The sequence below is a fragment of the Candidatus Nitrososphaera gargensis Ga9.2 genome, assembly GCF_000303155.1.
GTDB lineage: Archaea > Thermoproteota > Nitrososphaeria > Nitrososphaerales > Nitrososphaeraceae > Nitrososphaera > Nitrososphaera gargensis.
On record NC_018719.1, the window covers coordinates 2,406,869 to 2,423,839 of the forward strand.

20 protein-coding genes are annotated in these 16,971 nt (G+C 51.8%); 8 read left to right on the top strand and 12 right to left on the bottom strand.

What is annotated here, in order from left to right; translation table 11 throughout:
• Window positions 1–2 precede the first annotated feature (2 nt).
• Both NGAR_RS14455 and NGAR_RS14460 read right to left on the bottom strand, forming a co-directional pair.
• The gene (locus NGAR_RS14455; RefSeq protein WP_015020524.1) at window positions 3–368 is read right to left on the bottom strand and encodes a flagellar type III secretion system protein FlhB; all 366 of its coding nucleotides are present in this window, start codon (window positions 366–368) and stop codon (window positions 3–5) included.
• 44 nt (window positions 369–412) lie between these two features.
• A complete protein-coding gene (locus tag NGAR_RS14460; RefSeq protein ID WP_228369203.1) occupies window positions 413–673 on the bottom strand; it encodes a hypothetical protein in 261 nt (86 codons plus the stop codon).
• A gap of 291 nt (window positions 674–964) precedes the next feature.
• Between NGAR_RS14460 and NGAR_RS14465 the strand changes: the two genes are divergently transcribed.
• The 3 genes from NGAR_RS14465 to NGAR_RS14475 are packed head-to-tail and all read left to right on the top strand — an operon-like array spanning window position 965 to window position 2,051.
• Complete coding sequence (locus tag NGAR_RS14465) at window positions 965–1,348, top strand: plastocyanin/azurin family copper-binding protein (protein WP_228369204.1); 384 nt, start codon at window positions 965–967, stop codon at window positions 1,346–1,348.
• Between the two features lie 56 nt (window positions 1,349–1,404).
• The gene (locus tag NGAR_RS14470; RefSeq protein WP_015020527.1) at window positions 1,405–1,692 is read left to right on the top strand and encodes a hypothetical protein; all 288 of its coding nucleotides are present in this window, start codon (window positions 1,405–1,407) and stop codon (window positions 1,690–1,692) included.
• A 32-nt stretch (window positions 1,693–1,724) separates the two neighbouring features.
• Window positions 1,725–2,051 (top strand): hypothetical protein, encoded by a 327-nt coding sequence (locus NGAR_RS14475; protein WP_015020528.1) that lies wholly within the window; start codon window positions 1,725–1,727, stop codon window positions 2,049–2,051.
• Here NGAR_RS14475 and NGAR_RS14480 read toward each other — a convergent pair.
• From NGAR_RS14480 to NGAR_RS14490, 3 genes are all read right to left on the bottom strand, one after another.
• Window positions 2,045–2,329 carry an acylphosphatase gene (locus NGAR_RS14480; protein WP_015020529.1) on the bottom strand — a complete coding sequence of 95 codons (285 nt, stop codon included), beginning with the start codon at window positions 2,327–2,329 and terminating at the stop codon, window positions 2,045–2,047. The two genes, NGAR_RS14475 and NGAR_RS14480, sit on opposite strands and share 7 nt — an antisense overlap.
• A gap of 75 nt (window positions 2,330–2,404) precedes the next feature.
• Complete coding sequence (locus tag NGAR_RS14485; protein WP_015020530.1) at window positions 2,405–3,757, bottom strand: diaminopimelate decarboxylase family protein; 1,353 nt, start codon at window positions 3,755–3,757, stop codon at window positions 2,405–2,407.
• Between the two features lie 105 nt (window positions 3,758–3,862).
• On the bottom strand, window positions 3,863–6,028 hold the full coding sequence (locus NGAR_RS14490; RefSeq protein WP_015020531.1) for a CDC48 family AAA ATPase: 2,166 nt from the start codon (window positions 6,026–6,028) through the stop codon (window positions 3,863–3,865).
• A 154-nt stretch (window positions 6,029–6,182) separates the two neighbouring features.
• Here NGAR_RS14490 and NGAR_RS14495 point away from each other — a divergent pair, with 154 nt between their 5' ends.
• The 3 genes from NGAR_RS14495 (at window position 6,183) to NGAR_RS14505 (ending at window position 8,516) form a co-directional block, all read left to right on the top strand.
• The gene (locus tag NGAR_RS14495) at window positions 6,183–6,785 is read left to right on the top strand and encodes an exosome complex RNA-binding protein Csl4 (RefSeq protein WP_015020532.1); all 603 of its coding nucleotides are present in this window, start codon (window positions 6,183–6,185) and stop codon (window positions 6,783–6,785) included.
• Between the two features lie 5 nt (window positions 6,786–6,790).
• Window positions 6,791–7,633 carry a prephenate dehydratase gene (pheA, locus tag NGAR_RS14500; RefSeq protein ID WP_015020533.1) on the top strand — a complete coding sequence of 281 codons (843 nt, stop codon included), beginning with the start codon at window positions 6,791–6,793 and terminating at the stop codon, window positions 7,631–7,633.
• A 139-nt stretch (window positions 7,634–7,772) separates the two neighbouring features.
• The gene (locus NGAR_RS14505) at window positions 7,773–8,516 is read left to right on the top strand and encodes a cupredoxin domain-containing protein (RefSeq protein WP_015020534.1); all 744 of its coding nucleotides are present in this window, start codon (window positions 7,773–7,775) and stop codon (window positions 8,514–8,516) included.
• A 38-nt stretch (window positions 8,517–8,554) separates the two neighbouring features.
• On the opposite strand, the gene NGAR_RS14510 is transcribed toward NGAR_RS14505, so the two are convergent.
• The 3 genes from NGAR_RS14510 to NGAR_RS14520 form a co-directional block, all read right to left on the bottom strand.
• A complete protein-coding gene (locus NGAR_RS14510) occupies window positions 8,555–8,920 on the bottom strand; it encodes a hypothetical protein (protein WP_015020535.1) in 366 nt (121 codons plus the stop codon).
• A 133-nt stretch (window positions 8,921–9,053) separates the two neighbouring features.
• Window positions 9,054–9,506: a hypothetical protein gene (locus NGAR_RS14515; RefSeq protein ID WP_015020536.1), complete on the bottom strand. Its 453-nt coding sequence runs from the start codon at window positions 9,504–9,506 to the stop codon at window positions 9,054–9,056.
• A gap of 41 nt (window positions 9,507–9,547) precedes the next feature.
• Complete coding sequence (locus NGAR_RS14520) at window positions 9,548–11,935, bottom strand: sialidase family protein (RefSeq protein ID WP_015020537.1); 2,388 nt, start codon at window positions 11,933–11,935, stop codon at window positions 9,548–9,550.
• Window positions 11,936–12,276: 341 nt separating this feature from the next.
• Between NGAR_RS14520 and NGAR_RS14525 the strand changes: the two genes are divergently transcribed.
• Window positions 12,277–12,486, top strand: coding sequence for a hypothetical protein (locus tag NGAR_RS14525; protein WP_228369205.1), 210 nt, complete (start codon window positions 12,277–12,279; stop codon window positions 12,484–12,486).
• A 14-nt stretch (window positions 12,487–12,500) separates the two neighbouring features.
• Here the strand turns inward: NGAR_RS14525 and guaB are convergent, their stop codons facing one another.
• The 3 genes from guaB to NGAR_RS14540 all read right to left on the bottom strand — a co-directional run bounded on the left by guaB (window position 12,501) and on the right by NGAR_RS14540 (window position 15,747).
• Window positions 12,501–13,934 carry an IMP dehydrogenase gene (gene guaB / locus NGAR_RS14530; protein WP_015020539.1) on the bottom strand — a complete coding sequence of 478 codons (1,434 nt, stop codon included), beginning with the start codon at window positions 13,932–13,934 and terminating at the stop codon, window positions 12,501–12,503.
• A gap of 48 nt (window positions 13,935–13,982) precedes the next feature.
• Window positions 13,983–14,822, bottom strand: coding sequence for a dihydropteroate synthase (folP, locus tag NGAR_RS14535; RefSeq protein ID WP_015020540.1), 840 nt, complete (start codon window positions 14,820–14,822; stop codon window positions 13,983–13,985).
• A gap of 91 nt (window positions 14,823–14,913) precedes the next feature.
• Window positions 14,914–15,747: an alpha/beta fold hydrolase gene (locus tag NGAR_RS14540; RefSeq protein ID WP_015020541.1), complete on the bottom strand. Its 834-nt coding sequence runs from the start codon at window positions 15,745–15,747 to the stop codon at window positions 14,914–14,916.
• A 109-nt stretch (window positions 15,748–15,856) separates the two neighbouring features.
• Here NGAR_RS14540 and NGAR_RS14545 point away from each other — a divergent pair, with 109 nt between their 5' ends.
• The gene (locus NGAR_RS14545) at window positions 15,857–16,438 is read left to right on the top strand and encodes a pyruvoyl-dependent arginine decarboxylase (RefSeq protein ID WP_148681541.1); all 582 of its coding nucleotides are present in this window, start codon (window positions 15,857–15,859) and stop codon (window positions 16,436–16,438) included.
• Here the strand turns inward: NGAR_RS14545 and NGAR_RS14550 are convergent.
• On the bottom strand, window positions 16,428–16,940 hold the full coding sequence (locus NGAR_RS14550) for a hypothetical protein (protein WP_015020543.1): 513 nt from the start codon (window positions 16,938–16,940) through the stop codon (window positions 16,428–16,430). The genes NGAR_RS14545 and NGAR_RS14550 overlap by 11 nt on opposite strands.
• Window positions 16,941–16,971 lie beyond the last annotated feature (31 nt).

Sequence of the window (16,971 nt, forward strand, 5' to 3'; positions counted from 1 at the left end):
CTTTATCGCTGCTTTTCTCTTGCACCTTCGTCACGCTCAAAATTCAGCCTTTCGTCAAGCCTCTTTTGCAGTTCTTTGTACAGGTGATACTTTTGGGTCCACTTTGAAAATACTATCAACTGCCTGATGCCCACTCCAAGCCATACGAGAAAAACTGCAGCTGCAATAATGGGCAGTGCGACTCCAGCTTCGCCTCTTGTCAGCACGCCGATAATTATAGCGGATATTGGTATGATGGTAATGAACGAAAGTATCATTATGATCACCATCTTTTTCGTGAAATCCAGCTGGTGAATGACATTATCTAATATCCCAAGAAGGTTCTCATGTGTTGCTCCCTTCTTGCCGCTATTGTTCATGTCGCTCATCAATCCATTCCCTCCTCTCCATTATAAAGAGGGCAGTAACTGTGTTACCTGTACTCATATCTTTTCCTCTCCCCTTGGAAACAATAGTTCATATGGCTCGAATATTGCTCTGGCGATCTCTCTTTTCCTTTCTCCGAAACCCTATACTTGATTATCCTGTTCTGCTCGCCCCATGACTCTTCGAACCTGATTATCAGGCCCTTTTCTACCAGCTCGTCGATAATGGGTTTGTGCTTGACGTTGTTAAGGCCGCAGTAGCTCATCAATTGGCTCTGGTTGAGCTCTCCATAATCACTTAGTTTCAATATGATGCCTTCCTAATGTAAATCCTCTCTCGATGCGCATGTACCAATTTGACTCAATCGCCATAGGCATGTATGTTATTGTTGTCTGACCAGAACAGTAGCTGCTGCCATCATTTTCCAGCCAGTAATTAACTATCGGTTGGACAAATAAGCATTCAGGTAACTCAGTTACGTAGGACAGGTAAACAAGGGTTAAAACAAAAATCGGATCATCATTCCTATATAGTCTGGAAAAGCGTAATACTCTCAATAGCCATAGTGATTGCATCATTCGTCATAGCCAGTGCCATTGTGGCTACTCAGGTTCTATCGGAGAACTTGAACGTCGGCGATATTGGAGGTAAAGGGCCCAGAGACTCTGTACAAGATCCTGCGCCTATCCCTGGCAATGGAACAGTAGTAGTGAGCATAATCGACAACGCAGGAAGCAATTCATACAACCTGAACCCTGTCGAGGTCAAGGTCGGAGAAACCGTAACATGGGTGAATGACGACTCTAATATATACACTGCGACCTCGAACGATGGCATTTTTAATTCCGACGTTTTATTCGAAGGGCAATCGTTCAGCTATACCTTCGACGAAGAGGGCGAATATCCGTACTTTTGCGACATCCATCCTAACATGGTAGGCACAGTCATGGTTGTGACACAAGATGGCGAGCCAGAAGCTTAAAGTAGCACAAGATCTGGCGATAGCTGGGCTGGATCTATGTTTTTGGCGAAGGGATCATGCCAAGGCAGGAAACAAGGACTTTTATTTTCGCTACAAGCTGGCTGATTCTGTCGATAGCAGCATTTACAGTCGTAGTAAGGCAAAAATCAGTTCTTGTGTCTGCCTTGCTGGTTATCAGTGGATTGATCCTTACTATAGACGGGCTGATAGTCACAAGGAACTTGACCGTTGTTTACTTTCTGGGGCCTGCCATCGGCTTTATCTTTGCCCTGATAGTGCTTGCACTTGGAATAGCAAAAAGCGTGATAACAGCAACAAAAAAGTCATCGATTAGTTTAAAATAATAATAACCCTTGCCACACCAAAGGATGAGAGAATGTTCAGCGAGCAACCCGGCCGCACCCCATTTGAAAGCCACCTCGAAAGGTTGAAAGAGCCGGCAAGAACGATAATGGTCGACCTGCGCAACTTTACAAGATCGCTTGGCACCAACGTTATTGAAGAGGTGAGGCCGCACAGGGTGGTCTATGCCAAGACGATGAACTTTCGGACGTTCCTTGACATCGAGCCGGCCGGCGACTCGCTTGTGCTCTCGATAAGGTATGGCAGGGCCGCGCCACCGGTAACTGCAACTATCAGGACTACACAGGACGCCGAAAGTGTGAAAAAGCAGATAGCTGATGCGTACAGCAAGATTCAGTAGCTGATGTCAAAGCCAGCAAACTCGCCAGTGTATTTTTCAAATTTCACGTTGACATCCTGTACGCTTGCCTTTGGCGGGCCGACGTGGCACCACTTGATCACTTCGTTAACTGCTGCCTCGTCGCCTTCAAGGATTGCTTCCACCCTGCCATCTGGCAGGTTACGCACCCAGCCTGCGACCTTGTGTTGTGTGGCCACCTGCTTTGTGTTCTGCCTAAAGTAGACGCCCTGAACCTTGCCGCTTACAAGGACATGGGCGCGGGTCTTTTTGTCACTCACTTGGCAGTGATGCTATATTATTATTGATTTAAAAAATGTTGTTCCCGCCGTAAAAATGGCGGAAAGACTCTACTACTAGGTCAGATCTCCGCCTTCTTCGCGGAAGAGGTGCTCGTACGTCGTTCCCTTCCTCACGAGCCTGAACTTGCCGTCGCTATCCTTCATTACTATTGGCGGCTTTGTCTGACAGTGGAAAGGCATGTTGAACACGACCGAGTATGCGCCCACGTTGTAGAACGAGATGTACCTGCCCACCTCTGACTCGTTCAGATCAGACACCTTTGAAAGTGGAAACACGTCGTACGTGTCGCACAGCCTTCCTGCAAGGTGTGTGTTCTTTACTGCCACCGGCGCCAGCGCGGTCGTCCTGTCCTTGCTGTTCACCAACGGCACGACCTCCTGCGGGTATTCCTGCTTGAGCAGGGCAGCATCGAGCAGGATGTGGTAGCCCGCATCGACTATCACTATCTTGTGCTCGTTGTACTCCTTTGTGTTCACTATCCTCGATACTAGCATGGACGACTCTGCCACGAGGAAGCGGCCGCTTTCGATCATGAGGGTGAAGGTGCCGTGCGTCTCTGCAAGCTGGTTCAGCTTGCCGACGTGGTTCTCGGCCATCTGCGCCGGCGTCGGAACAGGGTCGTTGTAGAACACCGGCGTCCCGCCGCCAATGTCAAACGTGTTGACCTGGAAGGCAGGGTGCTCCTTCTTCATCTTGGTCATGAACGCGTCCATCTTGTCCAGCGCGTGGGTATAGCACGAAAAGTCGGTGATCTGCGACCCGAGATGGAAGTGGAATCCTTCAAACTTTAGTAGGTCGCTCCCCATCAGGTGCTTGACCATCTTGGCGGCGCTGTCGATGGTGCCGCCGTTGAATGGGACTCCGAACTTGCCGTTTCTGTATGACGCGCGAACTTCGGCCTTGACGCCGACTTCGGGGTTCACGCGTATCATTGTCAGCGGTCTTGCTCCTCCTACCTTGCTTGCAGCTTTTGCAAGGTTTGTCATCCCGTTAAAAGAACTGACGACAACCCTTCTAACCCCGCTCTGAAGCACTTCGACGTACTCTTCTGGCTCCTCTGTCACGCTTGTGTAGATGACGTTCTCAGGGTCTGCTCGGCACTGTTTGATAAAGTGGAGCTCGCCTAGCGACGTCAGGTCGAAGGTAACGCCATCCTTCATGAAGGCCTTGATGATTGCCGGCGTAAAGTTGGCCTTGATCGAGTATGCTACCTTGACAGGGCCCTTGAACTTTGAATAAGCGCTGTGCAGTTCCCGGGCCTTTGCGTGCAGCGTGTCTTCGTCTACCAGATAGAGCGGCGTGCCGTACTGTTCGACCAGTTTGCTGATGTCAACGGGTTTGACAAAGCGGTTTAGAGCGGCTGCAATGGGCTTTTGTACGAGTTGGACTTGGGAATTTTCAGCCAATTTCTTTTAGTTAGGGTTATCATAAAACCAATTGCTTAAAAACATTTGCCCAGCAGTATGTCCGGAAAATTTCAGACAACAAAAAGAAGAAAGAAAGGAAAAGAGTTAGCGGTAATACGGGACCGCTTTTTCTGTCGGCTTGCCCTCCCTCTGTGTCTTGATCTTCCTTACCGCTTCTTCAAAGTGGCGGAGCATCACGTGCGCTTCTGACGCGTGCTTGGCCGCTTCTTCCGGCGTAGGATATTTCGCGAGGTACTCATGCAGCACAAGCGACACTGCCGTGTTGGCGACTGCGCTTGTGTCTGCACCGCTAAAGCCTTCTGTGAGCTCGGCAACCTTGGCAAAGTCCACGTCTGGGCCCATCGGCTTGCCCTTTGCGTGGATTTCCAAGATTCTCTGCCTTGCTGCCTTGTCTGGCATAGGGACGAACACAATCTTGTCGAATCTGCCGGGGCGCAAGAGCGCAGGATCAATCATGTCTGCCCTGTTTGTTGCGGCGATTACTACAACTCCTGAAAGCGCCTGAATGCCGTCCAGCTCTGTCAGCAATTGCGACACTACGCGTTCTGTGACCATGCTGTCGCCTCCCATCCCCCTTGTTGGAGCGATCGAGTCGATCTCGTCAAAGAACACGACGCACGGCGCTGCCTGCCTTGCCCTGCGGAATATCTCCCTGATGCCGCGCTCTGACTCTCCGACCCATTTTGACAAGAGTTCCGGCCCTCTTACGCTGATAAAGTTGGCCTCTGACTCTGTGGCAACAGCTTTTGCGAGTAGCGTCTTGCCTGTTCCTGACGGCCCATGCATCAACACGCCCTTTGGCATCGTGTGTCCAAGCTTTGTGTAAAGGTCTGGATATCTCAATGGCCACTCGACTGCTTCCTGCAGCTCGCGCTTGACCTCTTCGAGGCCGCCGATAGCAGACCAAGGGATGTCGGGTGATTCTAGGTAGACTTCTCTCATGGCAGATGGCATGACTTCCTTGACCGCGTTTTCAAAGTCGCTCATGGTGACAACCAGCTTGTTGAGCACTTCGGGCGAGAGCTTTTCATCTTCCAGATTGAGCTCTGGCAGTACGCGCCTCAAGCACTTCATTGCAGCCTCTTTGCAAAGGTACTCCAAGTCTGCGCCCACAAAACCGTGCGTCACTGCAGCAATCTTGTCCTGATCGACATCGGTGTCGAGTGGCATGTTGCGTGTATGTATCTGCAATATCTCCAAGCGGCCGCGCTTGTCTGGTACCTTGATCTCGATCTCCCTGTCAAAGCGTCCGGGCCTCCTAAGAGCTGGGTCGATTGCGTTTGGCCTGTTAGTAGCTGCAATTACAATGACCTTACCCCTTGCTTCCAAACCATCCATCAATGACAGAAGCTGTGAAACTACCCTTCTTTCAACTTCTCCTGTTACTTCTTCCCTCTTGGGAGCAATAGAATCAATTTCGTCTATGAATATGATTGAAGGAGCCTTTTCCTTTGCCTCCTTGAATATCTCTCTGAGCCTAGCTTCCGATTCTCCGTAAAACTTGCTCATTATTTCTGGTCCAGATATGCTGATAAAGTGAGCATTGCTCTCGTTAGCTACTGCTTTTGCCAATAATGTCTTGCCAGTGCCTGGGGGACCGTACAGCAGTACGCCTTTTGGAGCTTCAATTCCCAGTTTTTCAAATATCTCTGGATGGCGCAGCGGAAGCTCTATCATTTCTCTGACTTTTTGAATCTCTTCCTTTAGGCCGCCAATGTCTTCGTATGTTACCTGCGGGACTCCTCTCAGGGTCTCACCTTTCTCAGCAATGTGGAATATTGTCTTTTGGGTTACCAGTACAGCGTCAGCTGCCGGCGTCACTCCGATGACTTGGAACGTCAGCCTGCCGCCGAAGTAAGGGACCATCACATTGTCGCCCTTGATGAGCGGCACGCTTTCCAGTGCGTCTGCGAGGTAGCGCTCATCGATTGGCGGTATCGCTTCAAGCGGTGCAACTATTACCTTTTCAGCTGGAACTGCCTTGATCTTCTTTACAATTACAGTGTCACCTATTGCAATGCCTGCGTTGTTCCTGACAAGGCCGTCAACGCGAATGATGCCCTTGCCTTCGTCTGAAGGGTAAAGTGGCAAACATTTTGCAACGGTCCGGCGCTTGCCTCTAATTTCAATAACATCTCCAGTGGACGCTCCCAGTGAGTCCATCGAGTCATAGTCTATCCTTGCTACGCCGCGACCGACGTCCCTGGTATACGCCTCAAGTACCTTTAGGGATAAGGTATTCTGGCTCACATTAACACCTTGTAATTACTGCTCTTTATACCTTTATTATCTTTCGCCCAGAATCTAATACTACAAACGCACAGGTTTGCCAGCAAATTGCAAAAAATTTCTAAAAATCTACTCGCTAAACAGTTATAACTTTCCTTCGGATTCCAATTATTGAATGAGTAGAGAAGACAATAAGCTGACGCTGCCAGGTGAGCGCGTCGCGTCAATTGAGGAATTTGAGGGAGGCAAGAACACCTACATGACTCCCGACGGGACGGTGCGCTCTGCAACAGTCGGCACAACAGTTTACGATCTAAAACGCAGGATTGTCAAGATTGAGCAAAAGAACTCCCCGATGCTCCCCAAGGTGGGCGACATCATCGTGGGATACGTCGAGATGATGTTCAGCAGCATGGTATCGATCAAAGTGTTGTACATAAACGACAAGTGGTCCGAGGCGGGTTTCTCCGCGATCGCGTCTGCAAGGATAGGAAGCCGCGCCGATGTCGAGAGAAGAGGCGACAGGCGCGCGACATTCCACAACGGCGACATTGTGAGGGGCAGGGTGATCAGCCTGCTCAATTCCACGATACACCTCACGCTTACAGAAAAAGAGTACGGATTGCTGTATGCACTGTGCTTCATATGCGGCGGCGACACTGTCCGCACCAGCGAGAGCACGATAAAATGCGTCGAGTGCGGCGCTTTTGAGAACCGCAAGCTTGCGCACGATTACGGCAAAGAGTCGTTCCGGCTGGTACTCAAAGCAGGCAAGTAATAGTCATGGCCAGAGTTGCCTTCCAAGGTGAGCGGGGAGCTTATGGTGAAATGGCCGCTCTCCAGTATTTTCCAAAGGCAAGGCTGGCTCCAAAAAAATCTTTTCAGGACGTCTTTGACGCGGCAGAAAACAGCGGCAGCGCCGACTATGTCGTCGTGCCGGTGGAAAACTCGATAGAGGGAAGCGTCAACGAAATTTACGATCTCTTGCTCCAGACAAAGATGAGCGTGATAGGTGAGGTCTACCAGCGCGTCAGGCACTGCCTTATCGCAAACAAGGGCGCAAAAAAGATCAAACATGTCTACTCGCACCCGCAGGCGCTTGCCCAGTGCAGAGGATACGTGCAGAAGAAAAAGCTTGAGCCTGTTCCAGCCTACGACACCGCTGGCGCAGTCAAGATGATAAAGGAAAACAAGATGATAGACTCTGCGGCAATCGCAAGCAGGAGGGCTGCAGAGCTGTACGACATGCAGATCCTAGACGAAGGCATTGAAGACAGAAAGAACAACTATACAAGATTCCTCGTGCTATCGCCCAAGAAGGTCAGCGGTAAGGGCGACGCCAAGGCGGGCAAGTACTATCACCACTACAAGACGTCCATAATATTTTCAGTAAAGCACGTCCCCGGTGCGCTCTTTGGGATAATTGGCGAGTTTGCTGTCCGCGGGATAAACCTGACCAAGATAGAATCGCGCCCGACAAAAGAGACACCGTGGGAGTACAACTTTTACGTGGACTTTGAAGGCCACGTCCAAGACAAGTCGGTGCAGGAGGCACTCAGGTCAATAAAGCCAAAGACGTCGTATGTCAAGATACTGGGCTCGTACAGAAAGGCGGATTTTCGCTAAGCGCCTATTCTTCCCTGATATCGATCGACTGCAATGATACAATTCCTTTTTGCTTTTGAGAATGCCTCTTGATACAACGGATGTGACAATTGACGGAACTTCTCTTATACAATGTTATCACAGCTGAAGCTGCAATCGCATGGCACCCGAGCCCAAAAAGGATGATGCTCAGAAAGGCGGCTATAGCCCGGACATGAAGACTGTCGGATTAGCAATACTGGCGATGGGAATATCCCTTCTTCTGGTTATTATCGCGTGGATGGCGATTGGAGTTGATCCAGACTATTCAGCAGAGGTAATGCAGGAGCAGCAGGCCAGCTTGAGGGAACAGTACGGATTGCCACCAGAGGAAACGCTCACCGCTGCACAGCTTGAAACTCCTCCTTCATTGCGTGGTTTGGAAAATGCGACGGACAATGCAACTTCTTTAGCAACTTCTTCCAACGCTACTGGCAGCAACCAGACTACTACTATAGTAGGAAACCAGACGGCAGCAGGCAATGCAACAGGCATCGGCAATCAAACTTCTGCTGCGCCAGGCAACCAGACGAACCAGACGGCCGCCACTGGCAACGCTACCGCGGCTGCGCCAGCCGGCGGTACTGCTGCAGTATCCATAGTGCAAGGCGCGTCGAGCAAAACAAATGATGCATACAATCCAAATCCTGCTCAGATCAGTGCAGGCAGCGCCGTGACTTGGACCAATGATGATTCCGTCCCGCACACGGCAACATCAGGGCAGAATGCAACGCCGGATGGCACCTTTGACTCTGGCATTCTGCAGCAGGGTGCGAGCTTTAGCTTCACATTTGAAGAAGCAGGCGAATACCCCTACTTTTGCACCCTCCACCCAAATATGGTTGGAACGGTTAGCGTGAGCTGACATAACCTTTCTCTCATGCGCCAAGAGGCAAAGGACTACTAGCGGCGCCTTGCCTTCTTGCTCCTTTTGCTTTTCCTAGCTACTACTGCTTTTTGCTGCTTCTTTTTCGCCTTTTTCTTTATCTTCTTTTTCAGCAGCTTTTTCCTGATCTGCTGGTGCTGTTGCTTTCTGACAACCTTTTTCCGCTCCTTCTTCTTTTGGTGGTGGCATGCGCAGGTGCATTTAAGAAAGTAGTTTGCATCGATCGGCGAAACTTCCCTCCTGAGCACCGCCCAGCCAGTGCATTTGGAATGATTGCCTTCTTCGCACGGCTTGAGCAGCTTGTCGACTACGATGTCCCTGCTCTTTACTAGGGTGAGCGTCTTGACTGCGGATCGTGATGCCTTGGCCATTTTCTTTGTCAAATGATCGCTGCCATCTACTTAAATAGATTTTCAAACCAGCTAGCTAGTTGGCTGACGAGTAATGGCGCTATTGCCTTTGTGTCCCATGACACATGGAGAGTCATGCGCCCAATGATGAACCGATAATAACAACCTAGTGCTTTCTGAAGCGCAGGCCAAGGCCTATCACTATCACGCCCGTAATTACGAGCATTAGCGCGCCACTCAGCCCGAGCGGGTTTGACTTTGTCTGTGCGTGCCCCGTGATCGTGAGGTCGGTATCACCGACATTCACGATCTCGATCCTATATTCGCCAGCTTTTGACGCGGTCAAGTCGTAGCTGCCAGATCGGGCGTTGCCTTCCGATCTTATCACCTGCCCATCAGGCTCTCGAATGGTAATGTTATACATCGAACCGCTCACAGTGAAGCTGGCAGTGTTCCCAACGTTCATGTCAGGCGTTATGATGTCCTGTGCCCCCGGCCTGACCGTGCCATCGAGCGGCACGTCTATCACTGTGCCAGAGTAGATGCTGGACGCCGCGCCTATTGCAATGAACGCTATCCCTGCCGCAATTGCGGCATAGAACATCTTGCCAGCCAACATACAGAGTCCCAGCGCGGCGCTATATAGCGCTTTACCGGCCTCTACTTTGCAGCAACAACAACCATAATGTCCGAGCCCTCTGTCCACGCCATGTAGACGTTGCCGTCTGCTGCAACCTTGGGCCAAGAGCCCTCGTCGTCGCCTACTACGCTTGCCACTTCAAATGTTTCCCCTCCGTCAGAGCTTGACGCAAGTAATACCTTGCCGTCCTGCACCCATGCCACGTAGACGCCGGCGCCTGATGCGGCCACATGGGACGAAGCGCCGTTGCCAATCTCCAGGGCATCGCCAAAGCTGGCGCTACCGTTGCTCCGGGCAATCGTTACCGTGTTATTATTTGTAACGCCTGCGATGTAGACCGCATCGGCTGACGCGGCCATCGTCTGTATCGTCATTTCCGGCAACATCTCAGCTGTTTCAAAATTGGTGCCGTCAGAGCTTGAGGCAAAAACGTTCACGCCTTCCCCTCTTCCTTCAGTGGCGTTGCCCGACAGTTGTTGTTGCCATGCCAGGTACAGGGCGCTGTCAGAGCTGGTCATCGCGGGATTGGTGGCGTTGCTGCCGACAACTGCCGCCTCAAACTCAACTCCATCAGAGCTGCGGGCAAGCATGAGGTCGCCGGCAGACCCTTCTACTGCGCCTGCAGCAACCCATAGCACATAGATATTGCCCTTGAATATTGCTACATGTGGATCCGAGTTTTCGCCGGTATAGTTGCCACCAAGTATCAACGTATCACCAAAGGTCTTGCCGCTGTCATTGCTTGATCTGAGTGCTATCGCTGACTGGTTCTGAGAGTTATAGTCGGCCCACACAACGTAGACACTGTTGCCCGAGACTACAATGTCTGGCACAAGCGAGGACCCGCCCTGCTCTGACCTGCCTATGGCGACTGGCTCGCTGAATGTCGCGCCGGAGTCGCTGCTCTTTGCAAACATGATTTCATGATGGCCAGAAGTATCGTCCTGCCACACCACATAGACATCGCTGCCTTGCACCGCCATGTCGGCGCGCTCGGACCTGCCGGCGTTGCCGCTCACGTTCATGGGAGTGGTGCTGGCTTCTTCAGTTTCGTTGGCGTTGTTATTGTGAGACAGGGTGACGCTGCCTTGCACGCCAGTCGGCAGGTGCGTCACGACAAAGGTGTAGTTGCCAGTCTCGTTGAAGATAGCTCTTGCTTCTTCACCGGGTATAAAGAGCGTAAAGATCGGCCTTGTGCCAAAGCTCATAGCGTATTTTTTAATTGTCTGATCGTCAGGGTCATTGAGCGCTATGGTTATGTTTTCTCCTGCAAGCCCTCCCTCCAGCATACCATCCACGCGCATGGTGCCGGTGTTATTGTCCTCTGTCGCTGAGAGGTTGACAAATTTGGGAGTTGCAAATTTGATAGGATGCGTGATCTCGGCTCTTGCCGTGCCTTTGTCGTACTCGTACGTCACAACTATTCTGTAGTCGCCCTCGCCTGTTTCTCTTGATGCGAAAAAGCCCTGCTGCTCGGGGTAGCTAAAGCTGTCCTGCAGCGTGCCATCTGGTGCATAGATGCTGACCAGTATTTCATCATAGCTCTCCACCTTGTTCTTCAGCTGCACGCTGACCTGCACCCATCCATAGATGTACGTCGAGTTGTGCGCCTTAAGCGTCATTTCCGGCTCGGCTGCAGTCCCGGTTTCGCCGGGCGGGATGAGCGGCACCTGCTTTGGCCTTTCCGGCACGACCAGCCCATAGCTTGCGGTAACGTTCGAGTCCGCCGGCACTAGCCGCGGCCTATTCTTGCTTCCGTCCTCCCACTGCATGAACACGATGTCATTCTTCTTTGAGTTGCCACAGTCGTTACAGTCTGCAGGGTAGACGAAATAGAGCTTGTCTTCAAGCCCGCTTACCGTAAAGCCCCGCTCGTCCGCATAGCCTGTCTTTATGATGTTGCCGTTGATGTCATAGACTGCCGTGAACATGCCGACTCCGTCGTCAGTGAACTTTTCGCTCCAGCCTTCAGACTGGATCCTCTTTGCGCGGATCGTTATGCTGTGGCTCTTGTCCGCCGGCTTGGTGGCACTGTCATCATCATTTTCAAGCTCGATGTGGTGGTTGATAGTGGTGCGGTAATTCTCCAAGTTTATCGTGACTGGCTGGTAGATTATTGTATTGTTGCGGTAGACCGGCTTGTTTATCACTACAGTATTGTTTGCAATAACGGTGCCGGTGTTGTTATTCTGCTGTTGTTGTTGTGGCTGCTGGCCGCTGGCATTTTCAGCTATGGTAGTAGTGCTGCTGTCGCTGTCCGATTCGTTCCGTCTGTCTATGGTAGTCAAGACTGGCTCGGGGCCGGCATCCTCCTGCTGCCTTGGCATGGCAGAATATGCCGCAAATCCTCCTATGGCTGCGACGACCACAATAATTACCGCGACGGCAGCTCCTTTTTTCCTGCTCACCGCAAACCAGACGCCGGCTCGATATTTACGAGATATCGAGTTCCAATAAAGAAAATATGTCTTTGCTCTAGAAGAAATTTCTCGCATTTGTCTGGGACAGCTCGGCCTGCTTTAGCTATAATCTCATCCTGAAATCTTAAATTCATCCGCATGTTAGACGATTAATAAATAATAGAGCTAAAAGCTCTGTACTCTAGCATCCCAAAGAGGATCCTCCGGCTAGACAAATCCATTCGCTTTTACGCCATTGTCGAGGGGTTTGGGTACATTGTCGATTCAGAGGCAAGGGCTGATCTGCAGCCCTCTCTAACCAGAGAAGAGCTGATAAGTGCGTGCTGTTTGTGTCCATACGCCACAGGACCAGAACGGTACTGGAAGAAAAGCTTGGCAGGGCGCAGTGCGTAGTCATGTTTTATGAAAAAGTCATACTGGCGTCGATGCCACTTGCCGACAATGACCTTGTGCTGGTAACCGTTGACACTAGCGCAAGGAACTTTCAGGACATTATGCGCAAGGTGCTAAAGCTGATCGGCAAGTACATTGTGCTGTGATCCGTCTTCTGCTATTACATCACGTCGACATCATGCGGCTGGCTCTCGGTGTAGCCGGCTGACGTCATCCTGATGAACTCGGCGTTCTTTTGCATCTCCGCTATCGTCTTGGCGCCGCAGTAAGAGAGCCCAGAGCGAAGCCCGCCGGCCAGCTGCCTTACAATCTCGACGACGCTCCCCTTGTATGGCACCATCGCCTCGACGCCTTCTGGCACATAGTCGTTCAGGTCGTCAGAGTCTACTACCTGCGGGCCTTCCTCGCGGTATTTCCTGCCGAGCGATGCGTAGAACGACGCCATGCCCCTGTACATCTTGAATTTCTTGCCGTTCTTGACAAGCGTCTTGCCAGGGCTTTCGTCCGTGCCGCCAAAGAGGCTGCCTACCATGACAGACGACGCGCCTGCCGCAAGAGCCTTGGTGATGTCGCCAGAGTTGCGGATGCCGCCATCGGAAATTACCGGGATATCATAATCGCGGGCGACACTCACGCTGTCAATGACCGCCGTCAGCTGCGGCACGCCTGAGCCTGTGACCACCCTTGTTATACATATCGAGCCTGATCCTACGCCTACCTTGACTGCGTCCACACCGGCTTTGATAAGATCCCTTGCCCCCTCGCCCGTCGCGACATTTCCTGCAATAAGCTCGCAGCTTGGGAACGCCTTCTTGATCATGTGGACGGTGTTGATAGCATTATCGCTGTGGCCGTGGGCAATGTCCACTACTAGGACGTCCGCGCCTGCCTCAAGCAGCGCCTCGGCGCGCTCTAGATAGTCGCCCTTGACGCCAACTGCCGCCCCGACTAGCAGCCTGCCCTTCTTGTCCTTTGATGCGTGCGGATACTGCTCCATCTTTAAAATGTCCTTGCTGGTGATGAGCCCGACTATCCTGCGCTTGTCGTCTATCACTGGCAGCTTTTCAATCCGCTGCTTGTGCAGGATCTCCTTGGCCTGATCTATCGTCAGCCCGGCCTTGGCCGTAATGACTTCTTTTGTCATCAGCTCGGACACCTTGCGCCGGTTGTTGTTTTCAAAAGTGATGTCGCGTCTTGTAATGATGCCGGCGAGCTTGCCCCCTTCTTCGACCAAGAGCCCTGAAACGCCGTACTCGGCCATCGCCTTTTTCGCCTCCGCGACGGTCACGTCTGGCTTGATGGTGTACGGCTGCTCTATCATGACTGATTCGGAGCGCTTGACCTTGAGGATCTCGTCTACCTGATCCTCGATTGTCATGAAGCGGTGGATGATGCCGATTCCGCCTTCCCTTGCAAGGGCTATAGCCATTCCCGATTCTGTGACGGTGTCCATGTTGGCGCTGATGATAGGTATGTTGAGCGTGATGTTGCGTGAAAGTTTCGTGCGCAGGTCAGTCTGGGATCTGGAAACTATGGGCGACCGTTTAGGAACGAGAAGTACATCGTCAAATGTCAGACCTTCTCTAATGTCCAACTATTCCCTTGCTGTCTAGTCGCCTTGTAGGATTATAAGCGTTTGCCATCAGGGCTTCAACAATTGTAGCATCGTCAGCGCTCGCACAGTTTCTCGGACATTGTGAGTTCTTATAATGCTTGCCCCGTTGAGGACTGCCACTGCCTCGCATATTATAGATGGTACAAGGCGGTCCTCTGCCTGCACATTAAGCAGGTGCCCGATGAACGACTTTCTGGACACAGAGACGCACACTGGCCCGAGCGCGGCAAGCTTATCCAAGTTCGACAGGACTTCGATATCCCGGGCATACCATGGAACGTCCGTCATCTTGGTAAAGAATGGGTTCTTGCCTTCCTCCCTGAAAAACCCTATCGACGGGTCGACTATCACGTCCTTTATGCCGGCTTGCTTTGCAATGACAAGGCTTTCCTTCAATGCCTTTACTGTGCCTGCAAGCCTGCCTGTAGCAGGGGCCTTGCTGTAGGCGCCAATAATCGCCGGCACGCCTGCCTTTGTCATGACGTCGGACATCTTCTCATCATATTTCAGGCCGGTCACGTCATTTATCGCGTCAGCGCCGGCCGCCACCGCCTCTTCTGCGACGGCTGCGCGGGGCGTGTCTGCAGAGACGGGCAGGTCGCACGCGCTCTTCACTGCCCTGATAGCCTTCTTCATCCTGCGTATTTCCTCGTCGATTGGGATCACCGTTTCAAGGTATGGCGCGGTGGACATGGCTCCTACGTCGATGATGCTTGCGCCGTGTTCCTGCATCTGCCTTGCAGCGGTGGCGATCTCTTGCTCGCTAGTCTTGACCGAGCCCTTGTAGAACGACTCGGGGCTTGCATTGATTATGCCAAGCACCTTGGGCGCAAGCTTCTTACCTATTTGCACCTGCCCGATCTTCAACGCCCAACTCTACGGGATAGAAGATATTAAACTAGTAGTCTCTGCTGCATGTAGCTAGCTTGGCTGCAGCAGGCGGTGTTCTGGCTTTGCACTACCCAACAGGCTTTACATCCTTTGTCACAATTGCCAGAAATCCCATCAGGATGTCATACATTTCTTTTGGCTTTTCTATGACGACCCAGTGGTCGCTCCCCTGCAGGACCCTCAATTCCATTTCAGGTATCTCTTCCTTTGTTTCCTTTATGAGGCGCATAAACACATCATCGTCGCTACCCACAATGGCAAACACCTTGCAGCCCGAAGCGCGTAGACCCTGCACTACATTTCCGGGTATGGTGTACAGTGCGACCGTGGCCGCCACGAATCCTTCAACAGAGGTTTTTGTGAAAACTTCCCTGAAGAAATCTGCGTGCCTCTTGTCTGCAAACAGGTCTCTTGCTTCGTCAAGGCTTACGAGTTTATGCTCTGCCAGAGCTTTCATCCCTTGCGTGATCGCAACCTCGCGCGTCCTAAAGTGCTTCTCTAGATCTTTTTCTTGAAACTTTTTGGGAGAGCCATTGATCATGATTATGGCGTCAACTTTTCCGGGATGTTGAGCTGCATACATTGAAGAGATTATGCCGCCTATAGAATGGCCGATGATGGTGCACTTGCCTATATTCAGGTGTTCCAACAGCCGGCGGAGGTCATCAATAAGGTCCTGCATGGTATACGCCCCGGTTTTGCCCATGTTAGTCCTGTGGTGCCCTCTGAGCTCGTATGCGATTACCCTGAACCCGCTCTTTAAGAGCAGCTGGATCTCATAGTCCCAGATCAGGATGTTCCCCCCTATGGGATGTATCAGGACGAGCGGATACGAGCGGGCGTCGCCGTGATCTTCGTAGTATGTACTGACAGAATTGGAAGGCGAGGATAGAAAAGGCATATGATATTACAGGATATCGATCAATCCTGCAGGCTAATTAAGAATTCTGGAAGCAGATCTAGTCGATTTGTTATAACCCTAATCTGCCTTGTCCGCCAATGCTATGCATATGGAACGACAGGATCTTGCTAATGCAAACCTTGCATTTTACGTCCCAAAAATGATGTTCTTCACAAAGGGCAAGGGCATGCACAAGGACTATCTTACAAGCTTTGAGCTTGCATTGAGAGATGCAGAGATCGCTGACCTCAACTTGGTGTCTGTGTCAAGCATACTGCCACCCCGCTGCAAGATAGTGAGCAGGCAGGAGGGGAGGAAGTATTTGCGGCCCGGGCAGGTAGTGTTTGCTATAATGGCAAGGGCCGCCACTAACGAGCCCAACAGGCTGATCGCCGCGTCTATAGGACTTGCAAGGCCGGCTGACGAAAGCCAGCACGGGTACTTGTCAGAGCACCATCCTACAGGCGAAACTGCGCAAAAGGCTGGCGACTACGCGGAGGATATGGCAATGGAGATGCTCGCGACAACGTTCGGGCTACCAAACGACCCGAGCCTCACGTGGAACGAAAGGGAGGAGCAATGGAAGCTGTCAGGTAAGATCTACAGGACGCAGAACTTTACCCAGTCGGCAGAGGGCAACAAGGACGGCCTCTGGACCACGGTCGTCAGCGCGGCAGTTCTCATCCTGTGATCATAAATCTGACCTGAGCAGAGACGTCCTCCTCTTCCGGCGTAGTGTGCACGGTGGCGATATAGTCGCCTGCTGGCGCGCCTTCTTCGTCCCATGTTATCTCTTTTGACTCGCCTGGCGCAAGCTCGGTTATCATCTTGGCCGAGGGCACGTTGTATTTCTGGCCGCTGCCCGCATGCACTATCTCTAGGCCAAGAGACGTGTCTGGAAAGGCGAGCGTCCTGTCGCCGATGTTCTTGACCGTGATCGTCACCGGCTCGCCGGCGTCGTACGTTGCCTCGTCGGTGGTCACCACTAAGATCCTGTCGCTGCTTCCAGCGTCAACCCTGTCTTCTACAAAATCTTGCGCCTCCCTGACAACAGCGCTCTCGCTAATTCTCTCCCCGACTATTTCGGCACCCCTTATCAGCCCAGAGAAAAAAACGCCCACTCCAAGCCCGATGGCAACGAGCACTATTGCAATGATCGCCACCCACGTTACAAAGCCCACAGCTATTGCCAATCGACAAACGCCTTAACCATTTTGGGTTCCT

Bases quoted from the DNA above. Each gene is read 5' to 3' on its own strand.
- NGAR_RS14455 (WP_015020524.1), bottom strand. From the start codon at position 368: ATGAGCGACATGAACAATAGCGGCAAGAAGGGAGCAACACATGAGAAC.
- NGAR_RS14470 (WP_015020527.1), top strand. From the start codon at position 1,405: ATGCCAAGGCAGGAAACAAGGACTTTTATTTTCGCTACAAGCTGGCTG.
- NGAR_RS14475 (WP_015020528.1), top strand. From the start codon at position 1,725: ATGTTCAGCGAGCAACCCGGCCGCACCCCATTTGAAAGCCACCTCGAA.
- NGAR_RS14495 (WP_015020532.1), top strand. From the start codon at position 6,183: ATGAGTAGAGAAGACAATAAGCTGACGCTGCCAGGTGAGCGCGTCGCG.
- pheA (WP_015020533.1), top strand. From the start codon at position 6,791: ATGGCCAGAGTTGCCTTCCAAGGTGAGCGGGGAGCTTATGGTGAAATG.
- NGAR_RS14505 (WP_015020534.1), top strand. From the start codon at position 7,773: ATGGCACCCGAGCCCAAAAAGGATGATGCTCAGAAAGGCGGCTATAGC.
- NGAR_RS14515 (WP_015020536.1), bottom strand. From the start codon at position 9,506: ATGTTGGCTGGCAAGATGTTCTATGCCGCAATTGCGGCAGGGATAGCG.
- NGAR_RS14540 (WP_015020541.1), bottom strand. From the start codon at position 15,747: ATGCCTTTTCTATCCTCGCCTTCCAATTCTGTCAGTACATACTACGAA.
- NGAR_RS14545 (WP_148681541.1), top strand. From the start codon at position 15,857: ATGGAACGACAGGATCTTGCTAATGCAAACCTTGCATTTTACGTCCCA.